This window comes from Paludibacterium sp. B53371, assembly GCF_018802765.1.
Taxonomy (GTDB): Bacteria; Pseudomonadota; Gammaproteobacteria; order Burkholderiales; family Chromobacteriaceae; genus Paludibacterium.
Genome location: NZ_CP069163.1, coordinates 278,824 through 305,242 on the forward strand (window position 1 = coordinate 278,824; position 26,419 = coordinate 305,242).

General features: G+C 59.8%; 22 protein-coding genes, 5 tRNA genes and 1 riboswitch. Of the genes, 20 read left to right on the plus strand and 7 right to left on the minus strand.

What is annotated here, in order from left to right; translation table 11 throughout:
* Positions 1-21 precede the first annotated feature (21 nt).
* Positions 22-654: a 3,4-dihydroxy-2-butanone-4-phosphate synthase gene (gene ribB, locus JNO51_RS01280; RefSeq protein WP_215780462.1), complete on the minus strand. Its 633-nt coding sequence runs from the start codon at positions 652-654 to the stop codon at positions 22-24.
* A 77-nt stretch (positions 655-731) separates the two neighbouring features.
* Positions 732-887, minus strand: a riboswitch (FMN riboswitch).
* A 76-nt stretch (positions 888-963) separates the two neighbouring features.
* Here ribB and ruvB point away from each other — a divergent pair.
* A complete protein-coding gene (gene ruvB, locus JNO51_RS01285) occupies positions 964-1,995 on the plus strand; it encodes a Holliday junction branch migration DNA helicase RuvB (RefSeq protein WP_215780465.1) in 1,032 nt (343 codons plus the stop codon).
* A 132-nt stretch (positions 1,996-2,127) separates the two neighbouring features.
* On the plus strand, positions 2,128-2,538 hold the full coding sequence (locus tag JNO51_RS01290; protein WP_215780467.1) for a hypothetical protein: 411 nt from the start codon (positions 2,128-2,130) through the stop codon (positions 2,536-2,538).
* 59 nt (positions 2,539-2,597) lie between these two features.
* Here the strand turns inward: JNO51_RS01290 and proB are convergent, their stop codons facing one another.
* Entirely contained in the window at positions 2,598-3,716 is a 1,119-nt protein-coding gene (gene proB, locus JNO51_RS01295) for a glutamate 5-kinase (protein ID WP_215780469.1), read from the minus strand.
* Between the two features lie 63 nt (positions 3,717-3,779).
* Positions 3,780-5,126 carry an adenosylmethionine--8-amino-7-oxononanoate transaminase gene (gene bioA, locus JNO51_RS01300; RefSeq protein WP_215780471.1) on the minus strand — a complete coding sequence of 449 codons (1,347 nt, stop codon included), beginning with the start codon at positions 5,124-5,126 and terminating at the stop codon, positions 3,780-3,782.
* Between the two features lie 149 nt (positions 5,127-5,275).
* On the opposite strand from bioA, the gene JNO51_RS01305 reads away from it, so the two are divergent.
* Both JNO51_RS01305 and JNO51_RS01310 read left to right on the plus strand, forming a co-directional pair.
* Positions 5,276-5,800 carry a pilin gene (locus JNO51_RS01305; protein WP_215780474.1) on the plus strand — a complete coding sequence of 175 codons (525 nt, stop codon included), beginning with the start codon at positions 5,276-5,278 and terminating at the stop codon, positions 5,798-5,800.
* Between the two features lie 173 nt (positions 5,801-5,973).
* On the plus strand, positions 5,974-7,779 hold the full coding sequence (locus JNO51_RS01310) for a PglL family O-oligosaccharyltransferase (RefSeq protein WP_215780476.1): 1,806 nt from the start codon (positions 5,974-5,976) through the stop codon (positions 7,777-7,779).
* A gap of 104 nt (positions 7,780-7,883) precedes the next feature.
* On the opposite strand, the gene rpoH is transcribed toward JNO51_RS01310, so the two are convergent.
* The 4 genes from rpoH to ftsY form a co-directional block, all read right to left on the minus strand.
* Entirely contained in the window at positions 7,884-8,735 is an 852-nt protein-coding gene (gene rpoH, locus JNO51_RS01315) for an RNA polymerase sigma factor RpoH (RefSeq protein WP_215780479.1), read from the minus strand.
* A 117-nt stretch (positions 8,736-8,852) separates the two neighbouring features.
* The gene (ftsX, locus tag JNO51_RS01320) at positions 8,853-9,761 is read right to left on the minus strand and encodes a permease-like cell division protein FtsX (protein ID WP_215780482.1); all 909 of its coding nucleotides are present in this window, start codon (positions 9,759-9,761) and stop codon (positions 8,853-8,855) included.
* Positions 9,758-10,411: a cell division ATP-binding protein FtsE gene (ftsE, locus tag JNO51_RS01325; protein WP_215780485.1), complete on the minus strand. Its 654-nt coding sequence runs from the start codon at positions 10,409-10,411 to the stop codon at positions 9,758-9,760. Before ftsE ends, ftsX begins: the two co-directional genes overlap by 4 nt.
* Positions 10,412-10,452: 41 nt before the next feature.
* On the minus strand, positions 10,453-11,451 hold the full coding sequence (gene ftsY / locus JNO51_RS01330; protein WP_252346147.1) for a signal recognition particle-docking protein FtsY: 999 nt from the start codon (positions 11,449-11,451) through the stop codon (positions 10,453-10,455).
* 174 nt (positions 11,452-11,625) lie between these two features.
* Between ftsY and rsmD the strand changes: the two genes are divergently transcribed.
* The 16 genes from rsmD to rpoC all read left to right on the plus strand — a co-directional run bounded on the left by rsmD (position 11,626) and on the right by rpoC (position 26,270).
* On the plus strand, positions 11,626-12,177 hold the full coding sequence (gene rsmD / locus JNO51_RS01335) for a 16S rRNA (guanine(966)-N(2))-methyltransferase RsmD (RefSeq protein ID WP_215780490.1): 552 nt from the start codon (positions 11,626-11,628) through the stop codon (positions 12,175-12,177).
* Between the two features lie 71 nt (positions 12,178-12,248).
* The gene (locus JNO51_RS01340) at positions 12,249-12,500 is read left to right on the plus strand and encodes a YfhL family 4Fe-4S dicluster ferredoxin (RefSeq protein WP_215780493.1); all 252 of its coding nucleotides are present in this window, start codon (positions 12,249-12,251) and stop codon (positions 12,498-12,500) included.
* 156 nt (positions 12,501-12,656) lie between these two features.
* Positions 12,657-12,741 (plus strand) — tRNA-Tyr (locus JNO51_RS01345).
* A gap of 52 nt (positions 12,742-12,793) precedes the next feature.
* Positions 12,794-12,867 (plus strand) — tRNA-Gly (locus tag JNO51_RS01350).
* Positions 12,868-12,887: 20 nt separating this feature from the next.
* Positions 12,888-12,962: transfer RNA gene (locus tag JNO51_RS01355), tRNA-Thr, on the plus strand.
* A gap of 40 nt (positions 12,963-13,002) precedes the next feature.
* Positions 13,003-14,193 (plus strand): elongation factor Tu, encoded by a 1,191-nt coding sequence (tuf, locus tag JNO51_RS01360; protein ID WP_215780495.1) that lies wholly within the window; start codon positions 13,003-13,005, stop codon positions 14,191-14,193.
* A 12-nt stretch (positions 14,194-14,205) separates the two neighbouring features.
* Positions 14,206-14,281 (plus strand) — tRNA-Trp (locus tag JNO51_RS01365).
* Positions 14,282-14,347: 66 nt separating this feature from the next.
* Positions 14,348-14,701: a preprotein translocase subunit SecE gene (secE, locus tag JNO51_RS01370; protein WP_215780497.1), complete on the plus strand. Its 354-nt coding sequence runs from the start codon at positions 14,348-14,350 to the stop codon at positions 14,699-14,701.
* A 7-nt stretch (positions 14,702-14,708) separates the two neighbouring features.
* Positions 14,709-15,242, plus strand: a complete 534-nt coding sequence (gene nusG, locus JNO51_RS01375; protein ID WP_215780499.1) for a transcription termination/antitermination protein NusG — start codon at positions 14,709-14,711, stop codon at positions 15,240-15,242.
* Between the two features lie 99 nt (positions 15,243-15,341).
* On the plus strand, positions 15,342-15,773 hold the full coding sequence (gene rplK, locus JNO51_RS01380; RefSeq protein ID WP_215780501.1) for a 50S ribosomal protein L11: 432 nt from the start codon (positions 15,342-15,344) through the stop codon (positions 15,771-15,773).
* The gene (gene rplA, locus JNO51_RS01385) at positions 15,774-16,469 is read left to right on the plus strand and encodes a 50S ribosomal protein L1 (RefSeq protein ID WP_215780504.1); all 696 of its coding nucleotides are present in this window, start codon (positions 15,774-15,776) and stop codon (positions 16,467-16,469) included.
* A gap of 158 nt (positions 16,470-16,627) precedes the next feature.
* Positions 16,628-16,702: transfer RNA gene (locus JNO51_RS01390), tRNA-Thr, on the plus strand.
* A gap of 88 nt (positions 16,703-16,790) precedes the next feature.
* The gene (gene rplJ, locus JNO51_RS01395) at positions 16,791-17,288 is read left to right on the plus strand and encodes a 50S ribosomal protein L10 (protein ID WP_215780505.1); all 498 of its coding nucleotides are present in this window, start codon (positions 16,791-16,793) and stop codon (positions 17,286-17,288) included.
* Between the two features lie 36 nt (positions 17,289-17,324).
* The gene (gene rplL / locus JNO51_RS01400) at positions 17,325-17,696 is read left to right on the plus strand and encodes a 50S ribosomal protein L7/L12 (RefSeq protein ID WP_215780506.1); all 372 of its coding nucleotides are present in this window, start codon (positions 17,325-17,327) and stop codon (positions 17,694-17,696) included.
* A gap of 153 nt (positions 17,697-17,849) precedes the next feature.
* Positions 17,850-22,025 carry a DNA-directed RNA polymerase subunit beta gene (gene rpoB, locus JNO51_RS01405; protein WP_215780507.1) on the plus strand — a complete coding sequence of 1,392 codons (4,176 nt, stop codon included), beginning with the start codon at positions 17,850-17,852 and terminating at the stop codon, positions 22,023-22,025.
* A 51-nt stretch (positions 22,026-22,076) separates the two neighbouring features.
* Positions 22,077-26,270, plus strand: a complete 4,194-nt coding sequence (gene rpoC, locus JNO51_RS01410) for a DNA-directed RNA polymerase subunit beta' (protein ID WP_215780508.1) — start codon at positions 22,077-22,079, stop codon at positions 26,268-26,270.
* Positions 26,271-26,419: the final 149 nt, after the last annotated feature.

Below are 26,419 nucleotides of genomic sequence, written 5' to 3' on the forward strand. Positions count from 1 at the left end.
ATCATCGCCCCCTTTGCTGTTTTACGCTCCGCGTTCCCGACGATAGTCAGCCAGTGCCGCGATACTCAGTCGTGGTATCCGCCGGCTCTGCAGATAGCTGTCCAGTGCCGCGCCACGCATCATGCTGCCGTCCGGGTTCATCAATTCGCACAATACGGCAGCCGGTTGCAAGCCGGCCAGTCTGGCCAGATCGACCGAACCCTCGGTATGGCCGCGTCGAGTCAGCACGCCGCCGTCGCGGGCGATCAGCGGAAACACATGGCCGGGACGGGCCAGATCGTCCGGTCCGGCGTTCGGTGCCATGGCCGCGCGAATGGTGGTGACGCGGTCGGCGGCCGATACCCCGGTGGTGACACCCTGGCGTGCCTCGATGGACACCGTGAAGGCGGTGCCATAGCGACTCTGATTGTCGGCCACCATGGGGAGCAGACCCAGACGGTCGGCATGATGCTGCGTCAGACACAGGCAGACGATGCCGCTGCCATCGCGGATCAGCTGTGCCATCACGGCGGTGTCGATCAGTTCGGCGGCAACGATCAGATCCGCTTCGTTTTCTCGGTCATCATCGTCCGTCAGTGCCATCGGCAGGCCCCGGCGCAGTGCATCAAGCGCGGTTTCCACGGCCAGGGTGCGGGAGTCTTGTATCAGGTTCATTGCATCGGTCCTCGAAATAAAAATAGAGAAACACGCATGCAGGGCAAACGAACACACCCGCCAGAGATCTGGCGGGTGCATGTCTTCTCTCATCCGGACTGTGACCGTCGGCTCCGGCCTTGAACCGGATCTGCTGACCCTGGCGGCCGGGGATGGCCGTCAGGCGCTCGCGGGCTTGCTGGTATGATCAGCTTACCGCCGGTGGGGAATTTCACCCCGCCCTGAAGACGTTGTCTTGACCCGAAGGTCGGCAATGATCATAGCAGGATGATAAGATTGCAGTCTAACGTCTACTTTTAATGGCTCGTCATGCTGGAAACCGACAATCTCATGGGCGATGCGCCGCGCCGCATCGTCACGCAGCAACCGCTGTCGGCGCAGGAAGAGGCGCTGGAGCGAGCATTGCGCCCCAAGGTGCTCGACGAGTATGTCGGCCAGGTCAAGGCACGCGAGCAACTGGAAATTTTCATTCAGGCGGCGCGCAAACGCGGCGAGGCCCTCGACCACGTGTTGCTCTTCGGTCCGCCCGGCCTGGGCAAGACCACACTGGCGCATATCATCGCGCGTGAAATGGGCGTCAATTTGCGCCAGACGTCCGGACCGGTGCTGGAGCGTGCCGGCGATCTGGCCGCCTTGCTGACCAATCTGGAACCACATGATGTGCTGTTCATCGATGAAATCCATCGTCTCAGCCCGGTGGTGGAGGAAATCCTCTATCCGGCGCTGGAGGATTATCAGATCGACATCATGATCGGCGAGGGGCCGGCAGCGCGTTCGGTGAAGATCGATTTGCCGCCGTTTACCCTGGTCGGCGCGACGACGCGCGCCGGCATGCTGACCAACCCGCTGCGGGACCGTTTCGGCATTGTCTCGCGGCTGGAGTTTTATTCTGCCGAGGAGCTGACACGCATCGTGCAGCGCTCGGCCGGTCTGCTGGAGGTCACGCTGGGGGCGGATGGCGCTTTCGAAGTGGCGCGCCGCAGCCGGGGGACGCCGCGCATTGCCAACCGTCTGCTGCGGCGGGTGCGCGACTACGCCGAAGTTCGTGCCGACGGCGTGGTCAGCGCGGAAGTGGCCGATGCGGCGCTGTCGATGCTGGATGTGGATGTGGCCGGGCTGGATGTGATGGACCGCAAGTTGTTGTCGGCGGTCATCGAGAAATTCGGTGGCGGGCCGGTCGGGCTGGATAATGTTGCGGCGGCGATCGGCGAGAGTACCGACACCATCGAGGACGTGATCGAGCCCTATCTGATCCAGCAGGGCTATCTGCAGCGTACGCCGCGTGGCCGCATGGCGACCGCCCAGGCCTTCACGCATTTCGGGCTGCCGCAAAAGGACTGAACCCAGGTTCCCCGGACAAGTCACTCCCCCGGAGGCCAAGCCGGGGGCATGCTTTGGAACGATGCCCACGCCGCTGGCGTGAGCGTCTAGAATGATCGAAAACGATCTGATAATTCAACGATGAGGTGAGGCATGTTTTTAGTCATGTTGGTGGTGGCGCTGGTGGTGTCGCTGTTGACGGCCACGCTGACCGCTCGCTTTTTTGACAAGGCGGTGGACAGTATTCTGGCGCGGATTGTCGGCGTCGAGCTGGCCGATGCCTGGCACAAGTACATCCAGTTCGCCATCGTGGTGGTCGGGGTATCCGGCGGGGTACAGCTGTGGGAGCTGCAGAAGTACATCGCCAACAAGGGGGATAGTGGCGCGCCGCCGCCGCTCACCTTCATGAGCTGGGTGCTGGAGGTGTATCGCACGGTCATTGAGACCTTGCAGTCGATTGTCTGGCTGCTGTTGCTGTTTTTCCTCTGCGGCATGATTGCCATCGTGATTCTGCGCAGTATCGAGCAAAAGCGACAAAAACCAGACCAGGACCCGCAGGCCTGATCTGCGAGGAAGCAAAAATGCCGCGATATCGCGGCATTTTTTTTGCACAACGGCCGAGGTCAGGACAGGACCATATTGTCTCGGTGGATCAGTTCCGGCTCGCCGATGTAACCGAGCACGCCCTCAATGTCGCGGGTGGCGACCTTGATGATCTGCCGGGCTTCGTCCGAGCTGTAGTTGACCAGACCGCGAGCCAGTTCGCGGCCGTCCGGCGCGATGCAGGCCACGGCTTCACCCCGCAGGAAGTCGCCCTCGACCGCCTCCACCCCGATGGGCAGCAGGCTGGTGCCGTTTTCGCCGATGGCCCTGGCCGCTCCCGCATCCAGCATGATGCGGCCGGAGAGTTTCAGGTGGTCGGCCAGCCATTGCTTGCGTGCCGCCATGCGACTGGTGACGGCCTGCAACTGGGTGCCGATGCGCTCGCCGTCGGCCAGGCGCGACAGCACATGGTGCTCGCGACCGCAGGCGATGACGGTGTGGGCGCCGCTGTGGGCCGCGCGCTTGGCTGCCAGAATCTTGGTCAGCATGCCGCCGGTACCGACCTTGCTGCCTGCACCGCCTGCCATCTCTTCCAGCACCGGGTCCCCCGCCGTGGCATCTTCAACCAGCCGCGCCTGGGGATCCTTGCGCGGGTCCGCAGTGAACAGGCCGATCTGGTCGGTGAGGATCACCAGGGCATCGGCTTCGATCAGGTTGGTGACCAGTGCGCCCAGTGTATCGTTGTCCCCCAGCCGGATTTCATCCGTTACCACGGTGTCGTTTTCATTGATGATCGGCACCACGTTCAGGTTGAGCAGTGTCGTCAGGGTCGAGCGGGCGTTGAGGTAGCGGGTGCGGTCGGCCAGATCCTCGTGGGTGAGCAGGATTTGTGCGGTACCGAGACCGAAGGCGCGAAAGGCCGTTTCGTAAGCCTGACACAGACCCATTTGCCCGACGGCGGCCGCGGCCTGCAACTGGTCGACGCTTTTGGGGCGGGTCGCCCAGCCCAGTCGCTGGCAGCCTTCGGCAATGGCGCCGCTGGAAACCAGCACCACCTGCTTGCCGCGGCGTTTGAGTTCAGAAATTTCTTCAGCCCAGCGACCCAGCGCCGCCAGGTCGAGCCCCTTGCCGTCGTTGGTGACCAGACTGGAGCCGACCTTGACGACAATGCGGCTGGCTGCGTGGATGACCGAATGCATGGTGAAAGATGTCCGAATGAAAGAGGTCAATTATAGGCGGAGCCGCGTCGGCGGCGAAGCCTCTCAGGGCAGCGGAGGTTGTGCCGCGCCCTCCGTCCGGCCCTGCGCCAGGTGGTCCAGTGTGAGGCAGGTGGCCTCGATCAACTGGCTCATCTCGCTGTCCGTCAGGCAGTAGGGCGGCATGAAATACACCGACTGGCCGATCGGTCGCAACAGGCAGCCACGTTGCAGCATGGCGGCGAAGAAGGCCAGGGCGAAATCGCCGCGTTCTGTCTCGACATCAAAAGCCCAGATCATGCCCTGATGACGGAAGTGGCGTACATCGCCTCGCGTGGCGAGAGGCTGCATCAGCCGGCTGAAGCGCTCGGCCTTGTCGCGGTTCAGCGCCAGGATGTCTTCTTCCTGCAGGGTGTCCAGTACCGCCAGTGCAGCGCTGCAGGCCAGCGGGTTGCCGGTATAGCTGTGTGAATGCAGAAAGCCGTCGCGGACATCGTCGCTGTAAAAGGCCTGATAGACCTCGTCGGTGGTGAGGACGCAGGACAGCGGCAGAAAACCACCGGTGATGCCCTTGGACAGGCAAAGAAAATCCGGACGGATGTTGGCCTGCTCACAGGCAAACAGCGTACCGGTGCGGCCAAAACCGACGGCGATTTCATCGGCAATCAGGTGAATTTGGTACTGGTCGCACAGACGGCGGGCTTCGCGCAGATAGTCCGGATGGTACATGGCCATGCCGGCGGCACCCTGAACCAGCGGCTCCAGGATCAGCGCCGCGGTCTCCCCTGCATGCTTGCGCAGGACATTCTCCAGCGCCCGGGCGGCGCGCAGTGCGACGGCACTTGGCGTTTCATCCGACTGCGCCAGGCGGGCATCCGGTGTCGGGACACGAATGGCGCGCTGAAGCAGCGGGGCATAGGTGGCCGAGAACAGGGGCACATCCGTGACTGCCAGCGCGCCGACGGTTTCACCGTGATAGCTGTTCTCCAGACTGATAAACCGACACTTCTCCCCTTTGCCGCTGTTCTTCCAGTAGTGGAAGCTCATTTTCAGGGCAATTTCGGTGGCGCTGGCGCCATCGGAGCCATAGAAAGCATGGCCCAGTCCCGTCAGCGCCGCCAGGCGCTCGGATAATTCGATGACCGGACGGTGGGTAAAGCCGGCCAGCATGACGTGCTCCAGCTGATCCAGTTGGGTGCGGATAGCCTGCTTGATGCGCGGATGGCCGTGACCGAGCAGGTTGACCCACCAGGAGCTGACCGCGTCGAGATAGCGTTTGCCATCGAAGTCACTCAGCCAGGCGCCCTCGGCGCTGGCGATCGGCACCAGGGGAAAGCGCTCGTGACGTTTCATCTGGGTGCAGGGGTGCCATACAGCCTGAGTGCTGCGTGTCAGCCAGTCTTGATTCGACATGCCGGTATTCCATCCAAGAACAAAATCAGGGTAGTGATGCTATCACGCTCGCCGACTTCCGGCTTGCCGCGCTGAGCTGTTGAAGCTTCGCCGGCTGGCTAGCATGGACTTCCGCCCTTCGGGGATTTGACACTGTCAAAGGAGGCAATATGTGGCACAAGCGGGTCCATGCGGGCTTTTCCTTGATCGAACTGATGGTGGTGGTGGCGATTGTCGGGCTGCTGGCGGTGACGGCCATACCGCGCTATCAGGACTACACCACCCGGGCAAAACTGACCGAGGCGCTTCAGTTAGTGGCCGCGGCCCGGGTCAGCGTGGCCGAGGCCATGGTGACCCGGGGGGGCTGGCCGGAGAGCCTGGAGGAGGCCGGTGTTGAGGAGATCAGCAGCGAAGTGGTCAAGAAGATCGAATTAACAAAAAAGGGTAATGATGCTGTGTTGACGGTCACGGTGCACAACACGGGTAATCCGCAGGTCGATGGCAAATCCTTTTCCATGCGAGGCGAAATGGCCCAGTCCGGCGGCACGGGGACGGTGCAGGGGGCTGATGGCAGCGAGCGCACCCTCAATGCCCGCGGGGTGATCAGCTGGCGTTGCCTGCCGGGAAATGCCTCCGGGGCGGAACCGATCCCGAATTCATTCTTGCCAGCCAACTGCCGCTCTGGCGGGAAATAAGACGAAAAGGATGTGGCAAACAGGCACACAGGGGCTTCTCCTGTGTGCTTTGTGCATCAAAACCGCCGGGGAGGCGGCAAACGTTGTTGTTTAAGCGAATTTGATTAAAAAGCGTGCTGGCTTAGCACGATTTTTGCGCTATCCTTGCGGCTTCAACGAAACGACCCCGAGCTATGCAATTCAGAACCCTGACCCTGTCGATGGCCACCCTGTTCTGGTGCCTGATTGCCATCGTCCCCTTCGCCTCGCCAATTCACTATGTGCCGCTGCCGCAATGGTGGGGTGAGCTCATGACGGTCTGGCTGGCCTTTGGGGCCGGACTGCTGCTGGCCTGCAACGGCATCCTGTTCGAACGCCTGCCGCGCGCGATGATCTGGTGTCTGGTGCTGGCGCTGTGCTGGGCGATTCAGCCCTGGTTTGTGAAAATCCTGTTCCCCGGCATGAATTACGCCACGGCGCTGGCATTCAGTGCGCTGGCCTATCTGGCAGCCGTGACCCTGACCTTGCGTGATGAGCTGGGTCTGCCGCGCCTGACCTACTGGCTGGCCTGGGCCCTGATGGCCGGGGCGCTGGTGCAATCGCTGATCGGTCTGACGCAGCTGACCGGGATTGCCCCCATGCTGGGCGGCGTGGTGTTTTATGATTCCTCACATCTGACGACCAACATCTTTGGTCATATCGGGCAGCGCAATCAGTACGCGCATTATCTGATGTGGGGCATGATCGCCGGGGTATACCTGTTCTCGACCGAGAAACTGCGCGGGCGCTGGTTCCTGCTGTGGATGGTCTGGCTGTCGGTGATGCTGGCCTATGCCGGCTCGCGTACCGTACTGCTGTACGTGGTGGCCGTGGTGCTGATCAGCATTGTCTGGCATGCCCGGATTCGCACGGCCATTTCGCGCCGGCTGATGCTGTCCATGCTGCTGGCCTGCGCCGCCATTGTGGCGGGCCAGTTCCTGCTGCCATACGTCAATCAGTTTGTGGCGCTGTTTACCCATAATCAGCAGGCCGTATCTTCCGGTGTGCAGCGGCTGGCCGCCAATGGCGACGATATGTCTTCCCGGCGTTTTGCCGAGATGTACAAGGCCTGGCTGGTGTTCCGTGCCCACGCGGTACACGGCGTGGGCTGGTCGCAGTTTGCTGCCGAAAGTGTGCGTCTGCAGGCTTTGCCGCAGTTTGCCAATGATGGTTTTAACAGTGGCCTGTTTACCAATGCCCATAACCTGGTGCTGCAGTTGCTGGCCGAAATGGGCTGGGTGATCACCGCGATTGTCTTCGTTGGTTTCGGCTGGGTGATCTGGCCCTATTTCAGCCAGAAGGCCCAGGTGGAAGGCGTGCTGCCGCTGGCCTGCATGGCGGTGACCCTGATCCACAGCATGGTCGAGTATCCGCTGTGGTATCTGTACTTCCTGGCGATGCTGGTGGTTTTCATGTCGCTGGCGCCCTTGCCGGAACGTGGTCGCGGTACCGGTCTGGGGGTGTTGTGGCGGCTGGTGCTGTTTGCCGGCATGGTGGCGCTGGCGGTGATGTCGGTGGCGTCGGTGCGGCATTACAGCGAGCTGACCGGGCTCTATACCCCGGCAGACAACGAGAAAATCGACAATCCCCGCATTGCTCGCCTGGGGCAGATTGTGCGCGATGAGCCGCTGTACGCCTTCCATGCACTGTATACGCTCGACAATTATCTCGAGGCGACACCGGACAATCTGCAGCAGAAGCGTGCCTGGGTGGATCAGATGGCCGCCATTCGTCCCTATCCGGATGTGTTGCTGAAGCAGGCAGAAATGCAGGCGCTGGTGGGGCAGGAAGCACAGGCCGAACAGACACTGCGTCTGGCGCTGGCTTCGTTCCCGACCTATGCCCATGACTTTATCGAAGATTTGAAGGACGGCCCGGCATCCTGGCAGCGTTTGCGTGTCATCAGCAGTGAGGCTTATGCCAGGCTGCCGGCGCGTTATCGTACCGCCCCGGCCGAATAATGCCGCGGATGCCCCGGGCCCTGTTCGACAGGGCCCCGTACGGGGCAGGCAATAAAAAACCCTGCCGGCTGCGGCAGGGTTTTTTCATGGGCGGTGAGTGAAGATCAGGCCTGGCTGAGCATCGCCTGTTTCATTTTCCCCAGCGCCTTGGCCTCGATCTGGCGGATTCGCTCGGCAGAGACGCCGAACTCGGCAGCCAGATCATGCAGGGTGGCACCGCTGTCATCGGCCAGCCAGCGCGCTTCGATGATGCGGCGACTGCGGTCATCCAGCGTGCACAGTGCTTTTTCCAGTCCAACCGTCTGCAGCTGAGCCAGGGCCTTCTTTTCCAGCTGACGGGTCGGCTCGGTTTCGGCGTCGGCCAGCCAGTCGATCGGGGCAAAGGCTTCGTCGTCGCCTTCTTCCGCCACCAGGGCGATATCCTGACCGGTCAGGCGAGTTTCCATTTCCAGCACTTCTTCACGCTTGACGCCCAGATCATCTGCGATGGCCTGTGCTTCTGCATCGGTGAGTGCGGAAAAGTTCTTCTTCATGCTGCGCAGGTTGAAGAACAGCTTGCGCTGCGGCTTGGTGGTGGCAATGCGCACCAGGCGCCAGTTGCGCAGGATGAATTCGTGGATTTCAGCCTTGATCCAGTGGATCGCGAACGAGAACAGGCGGACACCGCGGTTGGGCTCGAAGCGCTTGACTGCCTTCATCAGGCCGATATTGCCTTCCTGGATCAGATCGGCCTGCGGCAGGCCGTAACCGGCATAGCCACGCGCAATGGACACCACGACGCGCAGGTGCGAGAGCACGAGCTTTTTCGCCGCTTCCAGATCGTTGGATCCGTGGTAGCGGGTTGCCAGCTCGTTCTCTTCTTCCGCCGTCAGCATCGGGACGCTGTTCACGGCCTGGATGTACTGCTCCAGACTGCCGGAGGTTGATGGAACGGGCAATGCAAAAGTTGTGGTCATAGGGCGTTGGTTCTCCAATCAAGGTAATGCAATGTTAGCACTCGGGTTAGTCGAGTGCTAGTCGATAAAGTTTCATTCCCTGATGTATTTGTTTATCGATTTAATAGCCTGTTGTTATCAGCGTGGCCCGATATGCCGCAGGTGGTGGTCGGCGGCAAGACGGGCGCCAATCACCGCCAGCAGGGCGGCGCCACCGATGAATACCGCCAGTTCTACAGGCTGAAGCATGCGCAGGGAGACGTGCTCGTTATAGAGACGGGCAAAGGCCTGAATCGGCGGATTGGCAATCAGCGCCAGCCAGCTGGTGAGCCCCCAGGCGATCAGGGCGGCCAGAATGCCCTGCCACAGCGCGTGGTAGATGAACGGGCGGCGGATAAAGCTGTCCGGTGCGCCGATGAGCTTGGTGACTTCGATTTCATCGCGCCGGGCCAGGATCTGCATACGAATGGTGTTGTGGGTGACCAGGACCAGGGCTACGCCCAGCACCGCGGCCAGGAACCAGGTGAGCTGGCGGCCGAGCGAGATCATGGCGAACAGGCGCTTGGCCCAGCTGGCATCGAATTGGGCGCTCTCGACCATTGGCAGGCCGGATAGCTCTTTTTGCAGCATGTCCAGTTCGCGCGGGTCGAGTGTGGTCGGGGTGACGACGAAGGCGTCGGGCAGCGGGTTGCTGCCCAGTCCGTCCGACAGGCCCTGCAGGCCGTTGCGCGCTTCCATGTCTTTCAGTGCCTGACCCTTGCTGATGTAGACGAAGGATTGCACTTCGGGGTGCTTGTGCAAGGTGCTGTTGACGGCAGAAATGTCGGCCGCCTCGGCGCTTTGCTCCATATACAGCGTGATTTGCGGCGTGGCCGTGAGCCGGCCGGCCCAGTCCTGCAGGCTGGCCATGGCGACAAACAGCGACAGCGGCAGCGCCAGGGCCACCGACAGCATCAGCAGGTTGAGCAGGCTGCCAAAGGGCTGGCGCATAATCTTGATCAGGGCGCTGCGGGCGCTTTGTGCGTGCAGATAGAAGAAGTGTTTCATGCGGCGAATTGTCCTTCTCTCAGACGGATGATGCGGCGGCCGTAATCCTCCATCAGGGTTTCGTCGTGCGCCGAGATCACCACGGTGGCCCCAACCTGATGGAAGGATTTGAACAGTTCCATGATGTCCAGTGCGTAGGCACGGTCCAGATTGGCCGAAGGTTCGTCGGCGATCAGGATGGAGGGACGGTGCACGACGGCGCGGGCGATGCACAGGCGCTGCTGCTCACCACCGGACAAGCGGATGGGCATGGATTTCTCCCGCCCCAGCAGACCGACCTTGTCCAGCGCTGCACGCACGCGTCGCGCGGCGTCGCGCCGGTCGAAGCCGATGATGTCCAGTGGCAACATCACATTATCGAAGACGTTGCGGTCGAACAGGATTTTGTGGTCCTGGAACACCATGCCGATATGCTGGCGAATGAAGCAGATCTGATTGTTGCGCATGCGGGTAAGGTTCTGGCCATTGACCAGCACGCCACCCTGGGTCGCACGCTCGATACCGGCGATCAGCTTCAGCAGGGTGGACTTGCCTGCGCCGGAGTGCCCCGCCAGGAAAACCATTTCGCCGGTGTCGATGGAAAAGGACAGGTTCTTCAGTGCCTCAATGCCACCGGGGTAACGCTTGCTCACCTGGTCAAACTGAATCATGCGGTGTGATCCTCAACAATGTCGGGTTGCTGTCGTGCCACTCAATCGAACAGTGCATCGATGTAGTCACGGGCCGAGAAGGGGCGCAGATCGTCCAGACCTTCACCGACGCCGATGAAGCGCAGTGGAACCGGGTGCTGCTTGGCGATGGCGGCGATGATGCCTCCCTTGGCCGTACCGTCTAGCTTGGTCAGGATCAGGCCGGTCAGCCCCAGCGCCTCGTCAAACACCTTGACCTGATTGAGGGCGTTCTGGCCGATGTTGGCATCCAGCACCAGAACGACCTCCTGCGGTGCCTCGGGCAGCGCCTTCTGGATGACGCGCTTGACCTTGCGGATTTCTTCCATCAGGTGCAGCTGAGTCGGCAGGCGGCCGGCCGTATCGGCCAGCACGATATCGATGCCGCGGGCCTTGGCCGAGTTGATGGCATCAAAGCAAACGGCGGCGGAGTCGCCACCCTGCTGGGTAATGACGGTCACATTGTTGCGTTCGCCCCATTCCATCAGCTGTTCGCGCGCCGCGGCACGGAAGGTGTCGCCGGCAGCCAGCAACACGGATTTGTTCTGATTCTGGAAGTACTTGGCCAGTTTGCCGATGGAGGTGGTCTTGCCGGCGCCGTTGACCCCGGCCATCATGATGACGAACGGCTTGCCCTGGCTGGTGTCGAGCGGTACTTCCAGCGGCGCGATCAGCTCATACAGCACGTCTTTCAGTGTCTGTTTGAGTTCAGTGCTGTCTTTCAGACCGCGCAGGGAGACACGGGCGCGCACCTCGCGCAGCAGGTGTTCGGTGGCATCGACCCCCATGTCGGCCGTGAGCAGCACGGTCTCGAGTTCTTCGTAGAGCGCTTCGTCGATCTGTCCGCCACCGAAGAGCGAGGCGAGGTTTTTGCCGAGTTTGTCACGCGTCTTGGCCAGGCCCGACTTGAGTCGTTCGGTCCAGCTGCGCTGAGGGATGGCCGGCGTGTCGGAAGGTTCGCGCGGAGCGGCTTCGACTTCGCTGACGTCGGTATCGGATTTCTTTTTGAAAAAACTGAACATGCGTGACCTGTTGATGCTATTAAAGGCGAATGGTGAAATTGTACCCATTAAAGCTGTGCCCGGCACGCCGGTTCATGAAAGAATAACGGGTTGTACGTATTTTATTGACGATGTTTGACCGAGGGCGGTGTCAGCCTGTTCGACAAACGGTAGTATGCAACTCTGGCGGATGGCATGAATCAGCAACGTAACAAAGTCAGAATCATCGGTGGCGAGCACCGGCGGCGCCTGTTGTCCTTCCCGGACTCCGCAGGCTTGCGACCGACACCGGACCGGGTGCGGGAAACCGTATTCAACTGGCTGGGGCAGAATCTGTACGGCAAGAAATGCCTGGATTTGTTTTCCGGCAGCGGTGCCATGGGGTTTGAGGCCGCGTCCCGCGGCGCAAGCAGTGTGGTGATGGTGGAGAAGAGCAAGGCCGTGGCTGCATCGCTGCAGTCCAACAGGCAGTTGCTGGCTGCGGGCAATGTCGATGTGCAGTGTACCGATGCACTGCAGTATCTGCGCCACAGTCGTGAAGTGTTTGATGTGGTGTTTGTCGATCCGCCGTACGATAGCGACTTGCTGCAGCAGGTGCTGCCCATGTTGCCGGGATTGCTGGCACCGGAAGCGGTCGTGTATCTGGAGAGCCGGCAATGGCCCGCTCTGGCAGGGTGGACGGAATTGCGTCGGGGGAAGGCGGGAACGGTCTGTTATGGATTGATTGCCCGCGACGCCGCCGACTGAATGGTGTATGAATGGATGAGACCGGTCTGCGACCGGACGAGTCTGCCGTGAAATGTGTAGAGGAATGAATTATGGCTTTGATGATTACCGACGAATGCATCAATTGCGACGTCTGTGAACCCGAGTGCCCCAATCATGCGATTTCGCAGGGCGAAGAGATTTATCAGATCGACCCCGAGCTGTGCACCCAGTGCGTTGGTCATTACGACGAGCCGCAATGCCAGCAAGTCTGTCCGGTAGATTGCATTCCGCTGGATCCTTCGCGTGTCGAAAGCGAAGAAGAGCTGATGCAAAAGTATGAGCGGATCTCTGCCAAAGGCTGATTCCTGCCGCTAAGTTCATGATCCGAAAGGAAACGCCCGGGATGGCCGCCCAGCCTGCCGGGCGTTGTCTTTTGGCGGTGTGGAAAAAAGCTGAATTTTTTTTGTTTTGGGTGTTGACACCCCTGAGGGGCTTCTATAATATTCGGCTCTCTTCACGGAGGGATTCCCGAGCGGTCAAAGGGATCAGACTGTAAATCTGACGGCTCTGCCTTCGAAGGTTCGAATCCTTCTCCCTCCACCAGATTTCAAGCGTTTTGGCGCGAGTAGTAAATGGTCGTCCGTGTTCGTGATAGGCGGGTGTAGCTCAATGGTAGAGCAGAAGCCTTCCAAGCTTATGACGAGGGTTCGATTCCCTTCACCCGCTCCAAGCGTATTAGCCTGTTAGAGGCCCATGTAGCTCAGGGGTAGAGCACTCCCTTGGTAAGGGAGAGGTCGGCAGTTCAATTCTGCCCATGGGCACCACCACGTAACTTTTTGATTTGGATTCAGGGAAAAGTTCATCATGGCAAAAGGTAAGTTTGAGCGGACTAAACCGCACGTAAACGTCGGCACCATCGGTCACGTTGACCATGGTAAGACCACCCTGACTGCTGCCATCACCACCATTCTGTCGAAGAAGTTCGGTGGCGAAGCCAAGGGCTACGATCAAATTGATAGCGCGCCGGAAGAAAAGGCACGTGGTATTACCATTAACACCGCTCACGTTGAGTACGAAACCGAGACCCGCCACTACGCACACGTAGACTGCCCGGGCCACGCCGACTACGTGAAGAACATGATTACCGGTGCTGCCCAGATGGACGGCGCGATCCTGGTTTGCTCGGCCGCTGACGGTCCGATGCCGCAAACCCGCGAACACATCCTGCTGGCTCGCCAGGTGGGTGTACCGTACATCATCGTTTACCTGAACAAGTGCGACATGGTAGACGACGAAGAGCTGCTGGAACTGGTTGAAATGGAAGTGCGCGATCTGCTGTCTTCCTACGACTTCCCGGGCGATGATCTGCCGATCATCAAGGGTTCGGCCCTGAAGGCGCTGGAAGGCGACCAGTCCGAAATCGGCGAACCGTCGATCTTCCGTCTGGCTGATGCTCTGGACAGCTACATCCCGACCCCGGAACGTGCCATCGACAAGCCGTTCCTGCTGCCGATCGAAGACGTGTTCTCGATCTCCGGCCGTGGTACCGTTGTGACCGGTCGTGTTGAGCGCGGTATCGTCAAGGTCGGCGAAGAAATCGAAATCGTTGGTATCAAGGCTACCGCCAAGACCACCTGCACCGGCGTGGAAATGTTCCGCAAGCTGCTGGATCAGGGTCAGGCTGGTGACAACGTCGGCGTTCTGCTGCGTGGTACCAAGCGTGAAGAAGTTGAGCGTGGTCAGGTTCTGGCCAAGCCGGGTTCCATCACCCCGCACACCGACTTCACCGCTGAAGTTTACGTTCTGTCGAAGGAAGAAGGCGGCCGTCACACCCCGTTCTTCGCCAACTACCGCCCGCAGTTCTACTTCCGTACCACGGACGTGACCGGTGCTGTATCGCTGGCTGAAGGCGTGGAAATGGTTATGCCTGGCGACAACGTCAGCATCACCGTTGCGCTGATCGCTCCGATCGCCATGGAAGAAGGTCTGCGCTTCGCTATCCGCGAAGGTGGCCGCACCGTCGGCGCCGGCGTTGTAGCCAAGATCATCAAGTAATTGCAGGTTTATAGGCCAGTAGCTCAATTGGTAGAGTATCGGTCTCCAAAACCGAGGGTTGGGGGTTCGAGACCCTCCTGGCCTGCCAAGTAAGACTAACCGGCGCTATTGCGCCGGTTGGTCTTTTGTCACATACGCGCTGAGAACATTCCGTATGGAAATGCAAGACAAAATCAAGCTGTCCCTGGCTGGTCTGCTGATCGCCGCTGGCGTGGTAGGCTTCTATATGATTCCGGAGGCGCAGAGCTTTGTGCGCGTCCTGGCCATGTTTGTGGCGCTGGTGCTGGCTGCCGCCGTTGTCTGGACCACGCAGTCCGGACGAGAGTTCGTTGCCTATGCGCGCGACTCGGTCGCCGAAGGGCGCAAGGTGGTATGGCCCACCCGCAAGGAAGCCATGCAGATGACGGGGATTGTCTTCCTGTTTGTTGCCGTCCTGGCATTGTTCATGTGGTTGGTTGACTCGGGTCTGACCTGGTTGGTCTACGACGTGATTCTCGGTCGAGGTTGATAGATAAATGGCTAAACGCTGGTATGTCGTGCACGCTTATTCCGGTTTCGAGAAGAGCGTGCAAAAAGCACTGCGCGAGCGCATCGATCGTTCCGATGTTGCTGATCAGTTCGGCCAGATTCTGGTGCCGGTTGAAGAAGTGGTGGATATCAAGAACGGTCGCCGTTCGATCACCGAGCGCAAGTTCTTCCCGGGCTATGTGCTGATCGAAATGGAAATGACCGATGAAACCTGGCACCTGGTGAAGAGTACGCCCAAGGTGACCGGCTTCATTGGCGGCACGGCGAACAAGCCGGCGCCGATTTCCAAGAAGGAAGTCGATTCGATCATGCAGCAGATCCAGGAAGGGGTGGAGAAGCCCCGTCCGAAGGTGCTGTTCGAAGTGGGCGAAAAGGTCCGTGTGACCGATGGTCCGTTCAACGATTTCAACGGTACGGTCGACGAAGTCAACTACGAGCGCAACAAGCTGCGTGTCTCGGTGCAGATCTTCGGTCGTGATACCCCGGTTGAGCTGGAATTCAGTCAAGTAGAAAAAGTCTGATTGCTACTTGGCAATGTGGGTGAAGGATGTGTATAATCCAACCCTTTCGTCTGGGAAGCAGGCTTGCGCCTGCGTTATACCCGTTTAGGAGTGTAAATCGTGGCAAAGAAAATTGTCGGCTATATCAAGCTGCAAGTGCCCGCTGGTAAAGCCAATCCGTCGCCGCCTATCGGCCCGGCTCTGGGTCAGCGCGGTCTGAACATCATGGAATTCTGCAAGGCGTTCAACGCCCAGACTCAAGGCGTTGAGCCGGGTCTGCCGATTCCGGTTGTGATCACTGCTTACGCAGACAAGTCCTTCACCTTCATCATGAAGACCCCGCCGGCCACCATTCTGCTGAAGAAGGCCGCCGGCCTGCAGAAGGGTAGTCCCCGTGCCAATACCCAGAAGGTAGGCAAGGTGACCCGTGCCCAGCTGGAAGAAATCGCCAAGACCAAGCAGCCGGATCTGACTGCCGCCGACATGGACGCCGCCGTGCGTACCATCGCTGGCTCCGCTCGCTCCATGGGTCTCGAAGTGGAGGGTGTGTAAATGGCTAAAGTTTCCAAGCGCATGCAAGCAGTTGTTGCCAAGATCGATCGCAACAAGCTGTACCCGGTAGACGAAGCCCTGGCGCTGGTCAAGGAAGCGGCGACTGCCAAGTTCGACGAGTCTATCGACGTTGCCGTTAACCTGGGCGTTGATCCGCGTAAGTCCGACCAAGTGGTTCGTGGCTCCGTGGTTCTGCCGCGTGGTACTGGTAAGTCGGTTCGCGTTGCCGTGTTTGCTCAGGGTGCTGCCGCTGATGCAGCCCGTGAAGCCGGTGCCGAAGTCGTTGGCTTCGAAGACCTGGCCGAGCAAGTCAAGGCCGGTCAAATGGACTTCGACGTTGTGATCGCAGCACCGGACGCCATGCGCGTTGTCGGTCAGCTGGGTCAGATCCTCGGTCCGCGCGGCCTGATGCCGAACCCGAAGGTGGGTACCGTGACCCCGAACGTTGCCGAGGCTGTGAAGAACGCCAAGGCTGGTCAGGTTCAGTACCGTACCGACAAGGCCGGTATCGTTCACGCCACCATCGGTCGCGCTTCGTTCGAAGCCGCTGCCCTGCGCGAGAACCTGGTTGCACTGGTTGATGCCCTGCTGAAGGCCAAGCCGGCCGCAGCAAAGGGTCAGTATCTGAAGAAGGCTGCCGTTTCCAGCACCATGGGCGTCGGCGTTCGCGTAGATACCAACAGCTTCTCTGCCTGAGTGCAATGAAGTTGTGACAGGCGCAAGCCTGTCAAGGCTTTGGGCTGGCGGGCTCGTCCCGCCAGATTGTCAAAGACCGTAGGAGCCTCAGGGCTTAATCGCTGGAAACAGCATCCTACGCAGATGGTGTACCCGAATAGAAGGCTTCAGCGTTTCGAGCCCATGTAGCTCAGGGGTAGAGCACTCCCTTGGTAAGGGAGAGGTCGGCAGTTCAATTCTGCCCATGGGCACCACCGAAACGACGCATGTTGTCTCCTGAAAGGTCGCCGCTGCAAAGCGGAGTGCGATGTTCGCACTTCATTTCAGACTAGGAGGTAGACCTTGAGTCTCAATCTTGAAGATAAAAAGGCGGTTGTCACTGAGGTATCGGCCAAGCTGGCTGACGCCCAGACCATCGTAATCGCCGAATATCGGGGGATCGAGGTTAGCAGCATGACCCAGCTCCGTGCCAAGGCACGCGAGAACGGTGTGTATCTGCGCGTTCTGAAGAACACGCTGGTACGTCGCGCCGTTCAGGGTACCGCATTCGAAGGCCTGGCTGACCACATGGTCGGCCCGCTGGTTTACGGTATCTCTGCTGATCCGGTTGCTGCAGCCAAAGTGCTCCAACAATTCGCGAAGACCGACGACAAGATCATCGTCAAGGCCGGTTCTTACAATGGCAACGTTCTGAATGCCGCTCAGGTTGCTGAGCTGGCGTCGATCCCGAGCCGCGAAGAACTGCTGTCCAAGCTTCTGTTCGTTATGCAGGCTCCTGTGTCCGGCTTTGCCCGCGCACTGGCCGCACTGGCGGAAAAGAAGCAGGCCGAAGCCGCTTAACCTTTTTGATATATACAGATTTCTGGAGATTTTCACATGGCAATCACCAAAGAAGACATTCTCGAAGCCGTTGCTGGCCTGACCGTTATGGAACTGAACGACCTGGTTAAGGCGTTCGAAGAGAAGTTCGGCGTTTCCGCTGCTGCCGTTGCCGTTGCCGGCCCGGCTGCTGGTGGCGCTGCTGCTGCTGAAGAAAAGACCGAGTTCGACGTTATCCTGTCCGCCGTTGGCGACAACAAGGTTAACGTGATCAAGGTTGTACGTGCTATCACCGGTCTGGGCCTGAAAGAAGCCAAGGACCTGGTTGACGGCGCTCCGAAGCCGGTCAAGGAAGGCGTTGCCAAGGCTGAAGCTGACGACATCGTTAAGCAACTGACCGAAGCCGGTGCCAAGGCTGAAATCAAGTAATCTTCTTTGAAAAAAGAAGGAAGGCTGGCGGAGAAATCCGCCAGCCTTGTTGCGCTTGTGAATGAGTGATTAGAGAAGTTAAACGCCAGCAATTAATAGCGTGTGGTTGCTGACATTTGGTTTCTTGCGCCACCCCACCTCGATGGAGACTCTATGAGTTATTCGTTTACTGAGAAGAAACGTATTCGTAAGAGCTTTGCGAAACGTGCCAGTGTTCTCGATGTCCCATTCCTGTTGGCGACCCAGATTGATTCGTATACCGAATTCCTTCAACTGGGTACTCCGGTAGAGCAGCGCAAGGATGTTGGTCTGCAGGCTGCCTTCAAGTCGATCTTCCCGATCACCAGTCACAACGGTTATGCCCGTCTGGACTTTGCACACTACATTCTTGGCGAGCCTCCGTTCGATATGCAGGAGTGTCAACTGCGCGGCATTACTTATGCTGCTCCGTTGCGCGCCCGTATCCGCCTGACGATCTTTGACAAAGAATCTTCCAAGCCGGTGGTGAAGGAAGTGCGCGAAAACGAAGTGTACATGGGTGAAATTCCGCTCATGACCACCAACGGTTCGTTCATCATCAACGGTACCGAGCGCGTGATTGTCAGCCAGCTGCATCGCTCGCCTGGCGTCTTCTTCGAGCACGACCGCGGCAAAACCCACTCCTCGGGCAAGCTGCTGTTCTCGGCTCGCGTGATTCCCTACCGCGGCTCCTGGCTCGACTTCGAGTTCGATCCGAAGGACCTGCTGTACTTCCGTATCGACCGTCGTCGCAAGATGCCGGTCACCATCCTGCTCAAGGCCCTGGGTTATACCGAAGAGCAGATCCTGTCCGAGTTCTACAGCTTCGACACCTTCTACCTGACCAAGAACGGCGTGTTCATGAAGGTGGTGGCCGATCGTCTGAAGGGCGAAGTGGCCAAGTTTGATCTGGTCGGTGCCGACGGCAAGCTGATCGTCGCCAAGGACAAGCGCATCACCGCCAAGCACATCCGCGACATTCAGACCGCCGAGCTGGACCGCGTTGAAGTGCCGGCCGATGCCCTGCTGGGCCGCGTACTGGCCCGCGCCGTGGTCAATACCGATACCGGTGAAGTGATCGCCCGTGCCAACGAAGAGATTTCGGAAGAAATCCTGGCCAAGCTGGCGCTGACCGAAGCATCGGAAATCGACGTGTTGTTCACCAACGACCTGGATCAGGGGGCGTACATCTCGCAAACCCTGCGTGTCGATGACATCCAGGATCGCCTGCAGGCGCGTGTTGCGATCTATCGCATGATGCGTCCTGGCGAACCGCCGACCGAAGATGCCGTCGAGCAACTGTTCCAGCGCCTGTTCTTCAGCGAAGAAACCTACGATCTGTCGCGCGTGGGTCGCATGAAGTTCAGCTCGCGCACCTACCAGTACAAGTTCGATGACAAGACGCCGGAGTGGTTCAAGACCCTGATCGGCGAGAAGTTCGCGTCGCGTCGCGACATCATGGACGGCACCCTGTCGACCGAAGACATCGTCTCGGTGATTGCCATCCTGACCGAACTGCGCAACGGTCGCGGCGAAGTCGATGACATCGATCACCTGGGCAACCGTCGCGTGCGTTCGGTGGGCGAACTGGCCGAGAACCAGTTCCGTGCCGGTCTGGTGCGTGTCGAGCGCGCCGTCAAGGAACGTCTGAACCAGGCTGAATCTGACAACCTGATGCCGCATGATCTGATCAACGCCAAGCCGGTATCGGCCGCGATCAAGGAATTCTTCGGTTCCAGCCAGTTGTCGCAGTTCATGGACCAGACCAACCCGCTGTCGGAAATTACCCACAAGCGCCGTGTTTCGGCCCTGGGCCCGGGCGGTCTGACCCGCGAACGTGCAGGCTTCGAAGTCCGCGACGTGCACCCGACCCACTACGGCCGCGTGTGCCCGATCGAAACGCCTGAAGGTCCGAACATCGGCCTGATCAACTCGCTGTCGGTTTATGCCCGCACCAACGAGTTCGGCTTCCTGGAAACCCCGTACCGCAAGGTCGTGGATGGCAAGGTAACCAGCGAGATCGATTACCTGTCCGCGATCGAGGAAGGTCGTTACGTCATCGCTCAGGCCAACGCCGAGCTGGATGAAGAAGGCCGTCTGATCGACGACCTGGTGACCTGCCGTGAGAAGGGCGAAACCATTCTGTCCACCCCGGACCGCGTACAGTACATGGACGTGGCCACCGGTCAGGTGGTGTCGGTTGCTGCCTCGCTGATTCCGTTCCTGGAACACGATGACGCCAACCGTGCCTTGATGGGCGCCAACATGCAGCGCCAGGCCGTACCGTGCCTGCGTCCGGAAAAGCCGTATGTCGGCACCGGCATCGAGCGCGATGTGGCCATCGACTCGGGTACCACCGTCGTGGCGCGCCGTGGCGGCGTGGTCGATCTGGTGGACGCCAACCGCGTGGTGATTCGCGTCAATGACGACGAAGCCACCGCTGGTGAAGTGGGTGTGGATATCTACAACCTGACCAAGTTCACCCGTTCCAACCAGAACACCAACATCAACCAGCGCCCGGTCGTGCATGTCGGCGACAAGCTGGCCAAGGGTGATGTGGTGGCTGACGGTGCGTCGACCGACCTGGGCGAACTGGCGCTGGGTCAGAACATGACCATCGCCTTCATGCCGTGGAACGGTTACAACTTCGAGGACTCGATTCTGATCTCGGAAAAGGTGGTGGCAGAAGACCGCTACACCTCGATCCATATCGAAGAACTGTCGGTCGTTGCCCGTGACACCAAGCTGGGACCGGAAGAAATCACCCGTGATATCCCGAACCTGTCCGAGCGCATGGCTGGCCGTCTGGATGAGTCCGGTATCGTTTACATCGGCGCCGAGGTCGAGGCCGGTGACGTGCTGGTCGGCAAGGTCACCCCGAAGGGTGAAACCCAGCTGACGCCGGAAGAGAAGCTGCTGCGTGCGATCTTCGGCGAGAAGGCCTCCGATGTGAAGGACACCTCGCTGCGCGTACCGACCGGCATGACCGGTACCGTGATCGACGTTCAGGTCTTCACCCGTGAAGGCATCGAGCGCGACAAGCGTGCCCAGTCGATCATCGACGCCGAACTGAAGCGTTATCGTCTGGACCTGAATGACCAGCTGCGTATTTTCGAGAACGATGCCTTCAGCCGTATCGAACGCCTGATCACCGGCAAGCCGGCCAATGGCGGTCCGAAGCGTCTGGCCAAGGGCACCATCATCGATGCCGAGTACCTGGAAAGCCTGGGTGCCAAGCACGACTGGTTCGACATCCGCATGAGCGATGAAGACATCGCCAAGCAGCTGGAACTGATCAAGGACAGCCTGGCGCAGAAGCGTGAAGAATTCGACCTCAAGTTCGAAGACAAGAAGCGCAAGCTCACCCAGGGCGACGAACTGCCCCCGGGCGTGCAGAAGATGGTCAAGGTCTACCTGGCCGTCAAGCGCCGCCTGCAGGCCGGTGACAAGATGGCCGGTCGTCACGGTAACAAGGGTGTGGTGTCGCGCATCCTGCCGGTGGAAGACATGCCGTTCATGGGCGATGGCCGCCCGGTCGACATCGTGCTGAACCCGCTGGGCGTACCGTCGCGTATGAACATCGGTCAGATTCTGGAAGTGCATCTGGGCTGGGCCGCCAAGGGTATCGGTGAGCGCATCGACGGCATGCTGAAGAGTCAGCGCGCTGTGGCCGAGATCCGCGAGTACCTGACCCGCGTGTACAACGAAACCGGCAAGCCGGAGCAGATCGACAGCATGACGGACGACGAAATCCTGATGCTGGCCGACCACCTGCGCAAGGGTATGCCGTTCGCCACGCCGGTGTTCGACGGTGCCAAGGAAGCGGAAATCCGCCACATGCTGAACCTGGCCTACCTGGACGAAGATCCGCGTACGGCTCAACTGGGCTTCAATGATTCCAAGACCCAGCTGACGCTGCACGATGGCCGTACCGGCGAAGCCTTTGACCGCAAGGTCACGGTTGGCGTGATGCACTACCTGAAGCTGCATCACCTGGTCGATGACAAGATGCACGCCCGTTCGACCGGCCCGTACTCGCTGGTGACCCAGCAGCCGCTGGGTGGTAAGGCACAGTTCGGTGGTCAGCGCTTCGGTGAGATGGAAGTCTGGGCACTGGAAGCCTATGGCGCCGCCTACACCCTGCAGGAAATGCTGACGGTGAAGTCCGACGACGTGACCGGCCGTACCAAGGTGTACGAAAACATTGTCAAGGGCGAGCACAAGATCGACGCCGGCATGCCGGAGTCCTTCAACGTGTTGGTGAAGGAAATCCGCTCGCTTGGCCTGGACATCGACCTGGAACGTTATTGATAGGCGCGCCGGTGCGGCACTCGCCGCGCCGGCCCCCTGACTGGAGACGCAATGAAAGCACTGCTCGACCTCTTTAAGCAGGTGACGCAAGAAGAAGAGTTTGATGCGATTAAGATCGGCATCGCCTCACCGGACAAGATCCGTTCCTGGTCCTACGGTGAAGTCAAGAAGCCCGAAACCATCAACTATCGTACCTTCAAGCCGGAACGTGACGGCCTGTTCTGCGCCCGCATCTTCGGGCCGGTGAAGGATTACGAATGCTTGTGCGGCAAGTACAAGCGCCTGAAGCATCGTGGCGTGATCTGCGAAAAGTGCGGCGTGGAAGTCACGCTGTCCAAGGTTCGCCGTGAACGCATGGGCCACATCGAGCTGGCCAGCCCGACCGCGCACATCTGGTTCCTGAAGAGCCTGCCGTCGCGTCTGGGCATGGTGCTCGACATGACCCTGCGCGACATCGAACGCGTACTGTACTTCGAAGGCTTCGTCGTGACCGACCCGGGCATGACCCCGCTGACCCGTGGCCAGCTGCTGTCCGAAGAAGACTTCCTGGACAAGGAAGACCAGTACGGCGAAGAGTTCAAGGCCATGATGGGTGCCGAGGCCGTGCGCGAACTGCTGCGCAGCCTGGACCTGGAACGCGAGATTGAAACCCTGCGCCGCGAACTGGAAAGCACCGGTTCCGACACCAAGATCAAGAAGATTGCCAAGCGCCTGAAGGTGCTGGAAGCCTTCCTGCGTTCCGGCATGAAGCCGGAATGGATGATCCTGGAAGTGCTGCCGGTCCTGCCGCCGGAACTGCGTCCGCTGGTACCGCTGGATGGTGGTCGTTTCGCGACCTCGGATCTGAACGATCTGTATCGCCGCGTGATCAACCGTAACAACCGTCTGAAGCGCCTGCTGGAACTGCGCGCGCCGGACATCATCGTGCGCAACGAAAAGCGCATGCTGCAGGAGTCGGTGGACTCGCTGCTGGACAACGGTCGTCGCGGCAAGGCCATGACCGGCGCCAACAAGCGTCCGCTCAAGTCGCTGGCCGACATGATCAAGGGTAAGGGCGGTCGCTTCCGTCAGAACCTGCTGGGCAAGCGCGTCGACTACTCCGGCCGTTCCGTGATTACCGTGGGCCCGACCCTGCGTCTGCATCAGTGCGGTCTGCCGAAGAAGATGGCGCTGGAGCTGTTCAAGCCGTTCATCTTCCACAAGCTGGAAGTCATGGGCCTGGCGTCCACCATCAAGGCGGCCAAGAAGCTGGTCGAGCAGGAAGTGCCGGAAGTCTGGGACATCCTGGAAGACGTGATCCGCGAACATCCGGTCCTGCTCAACCGTGCCCCGACCCTGCACCGTCTGGGTATTCAGGCCTTTGAGCCGGTGCTGATCGAAGGCAAGGCCATCCAGCTGCATCCGCTGGTCTGCGCGGCATTCAACGCCGACTTTGACGGTGACCAGATGGCCGTTCACGTGCCGCTGTCGCTGGAAGCGCAGATGGAAGCCCGTACCCTGATGCTGGCCACCAACAACGTGCTGTCGCCAGCCAACGGCGAGCCGATCATCGTGCCGTCGCAGGATATCGTGCTGGGTCTGTACTACATGACCCGCGACCGCGTGAATGGCAAGGGTGAAGGCATGGTATTTGCCGACACCAAGGAAGTGCATCGCGCCTACGAAACCCGTCAGGTCGAACTGGCCACCCGCATCACCGTGCGCCTGAAGGAATGGGAAAAGGACGAGCAAGGCGAGTTCCAGCCGGTCATCAAGCGTTACGAGACCACCGTGGGTCGTGCGCTGCTGTCCGACATCCTGCCGAAGGGCCTGGGCTTCGAGCACATCAACAAGGCGCTGAAGAAGAAGGAAATCTCCAAGCTGATCAATGCATCGTTCCGTCGTTGCGGCATCCGCGACACGGTGATCTTTGCCGACCAGCTGATGTACACCGGTTTCGCCTTCTCCACCCGCGGCGGTATCTCGATCTGCGTCGACGACATGCTCGTGCCGACCAAGAAGACCGATCTGCTCGCCGAGGCGCACAAGGAAGTCAAGGAAATCGAAGAGCAGTATCGCCAGGGTCTGGTGACCCAGGGCGAACGCTATAACAAGGTGGTCGATATCTGGGGTCGCACCGGTGACAAGGTCGCCAAGGCGATGATGGACGAGCTGTCCAAGCAGAAGGTGCTGGATCGCGACGGCAAGGAAGTCGACCAGGAATCGTTCAACTCGATTTACATGATGGCCGACTCCGGTGCCCGGGGCTCGGTGGCTCAGATCAAGCAGCTGGCCGGTATGCGGGGCCTGATGGCCAAGCCGGACGGCTCGATTATCGAGACCCCGATTACCTCGAACTTCCGCGAAGGTCTGACGGTATTGCAGTACTTCATCTCGACCCACGGTGCCCGTAAGGGTCTGGCGGATACCGCGTTGAAGACGGCAAACTCCGGTTACCTGACCCGTCGTCTGGTCGACGTGACGCAGGATCTGGTCGTGATCCAGGACGATTGCGGCACCACCAACGGCTTCACCATGAAGGCCGTCCTGCAGGGTGGTGACGTGATCGAAGCCCTGCGTGACCGTATTCTGGGTCGCGTGGCTGCGGTGGACGTGATTGATCCGTCGAGCGGCGAAACCGTGATCGAAGCCGGCACGCTGCTGGACGAGCATCTGGTTGACATGGTCGACAACCTGGGTATCGACGAAGTCAAGGTTCGCACCCCGATCACCTGCGACACGCGCTACGGTCTGTGCGCCAAGTGCTACGGCCGCGATCTGGGCCGAGGCAAGGAAGTCAATGCCGGTGAAGCAGTCGGTGTCATCGCTGCCCAGTCGATCGGTGAGCCGGGTACCCAGCTGACCATGCGTACCTTCCACATCGGTGGTGCCGCATCGCGTAACGCTGCTGCCAGCCAGGTGGAAGCCAAGTCGAACGGTACCGTACGCTTCTCCAGCCAGATGCGTTATGTCACCAACACCAAGGGCGAGCTGATCGTGATCACCCGTTCCGGTGAAGTGGTGATCCATGATGATATCGGCCGCGAGCGCGAACGTCACAAGGTACCGTACGGTGCGACCCTGCTGGTAACCGATGGTCTGGTCATCAAGGCTGGTCACGTGCTGGCGACCTGGGACCCGCATACCCGTCCGATCATTACCGAGTACGCCGGCCGCGTGAAGTTCGAAAACGTGGAAGAAGGCACCACGGTCGCCAAGCAGGTGGACGAAGTGACCGGTCTGTCGACGCTGGTGGTCATCGACCCGAAACGTCGCGCCGGTTCGCAATCCAAGCTGCTGCGTCCGTTGGTCAAGCTGCTGGACGAGAATGGTCTGGAAGTCAAACTGGCCGGTTCGGATGCTTCGGTGTCCATCACCTTCCAGGTCGGCGCCATCATTACCGTCAAGGATGGTCAGGAAGTCGGCAAGGGTGAGGTTCTGGCGCGTATTCCGCAAGAAACCACCAAGACCCGCGACATTACCGGTGGTCTGCCGCGCGTGGCCGAGCTGTTCGAAGCCCGCTCGCCGAAGGACGCCGGTATGCTGGCCGAAGTCACCGGTACCGTATCGTTCGGCAAGGACACCAAGGGCAAGCAACGTCTGATCATTACTGATCTGGACGGCAATACCTTTGAAAACCTGATTCCGAAGGACAAGCACGTTCTCGTGCACGACGGTCAGGTGGTCAACCGCGGCGAATTGATTGTCGACGGTGCCGTTGATCCGCACGACATTCTGCGTCTGCAGGGTATCGAAGCGCTGGCGCGCTACATCGTGCAGGAAGTACAGGAAGTGTACCGACTGCAAGGTGTGAAGATTAACGACAAGCACATCGAAGTGATCATCCGCCAGATGCTGCGCCGTGTGATCATCACCGATTCCGGCTCGACCGAGTTCATCCAGGGTGAGCAGGTAGAACGTGCCGAAGTGCTGGAAACCAACGACCGCATGCTGGCCGACGGCAAGGAACCGGCTCAGTACGAAAACGTACTGCTGGGTATTACCAAGGCGTCGCTGTCCACCGACTCGTTCATCTCGGCGGCTTCCTTCCAGGAAACCACCCGAGTTCTGACCGAAGCGGCCATCATGGGCAAGAAGGACGATCTGCGTGGTCTGAAGGAAAACGTGATCGTCGGTCGTCTGATCCCGGCTGGTACCGGCCTGGCTTACCACCGCAACCGTCGTCGCAACCCGGATTCGCAAGATCTGTTTGCTGACGCGATGTCGCTGGAAACGCCGCAAACCAGCCTGGAAAGCAACGAATAAAACCCGGTTTTTTGTGGTTTTAGAAAACAACGCTGCCCATTCAACGCTAAACCGTTGAATGGCAGCGTGTTTTCCATTGACGGTGGGTTGTTGACTAAAATATAATCCACCCTCTTTCATGGCGGCGTGTTGCCGTTGTGAGGAACTCA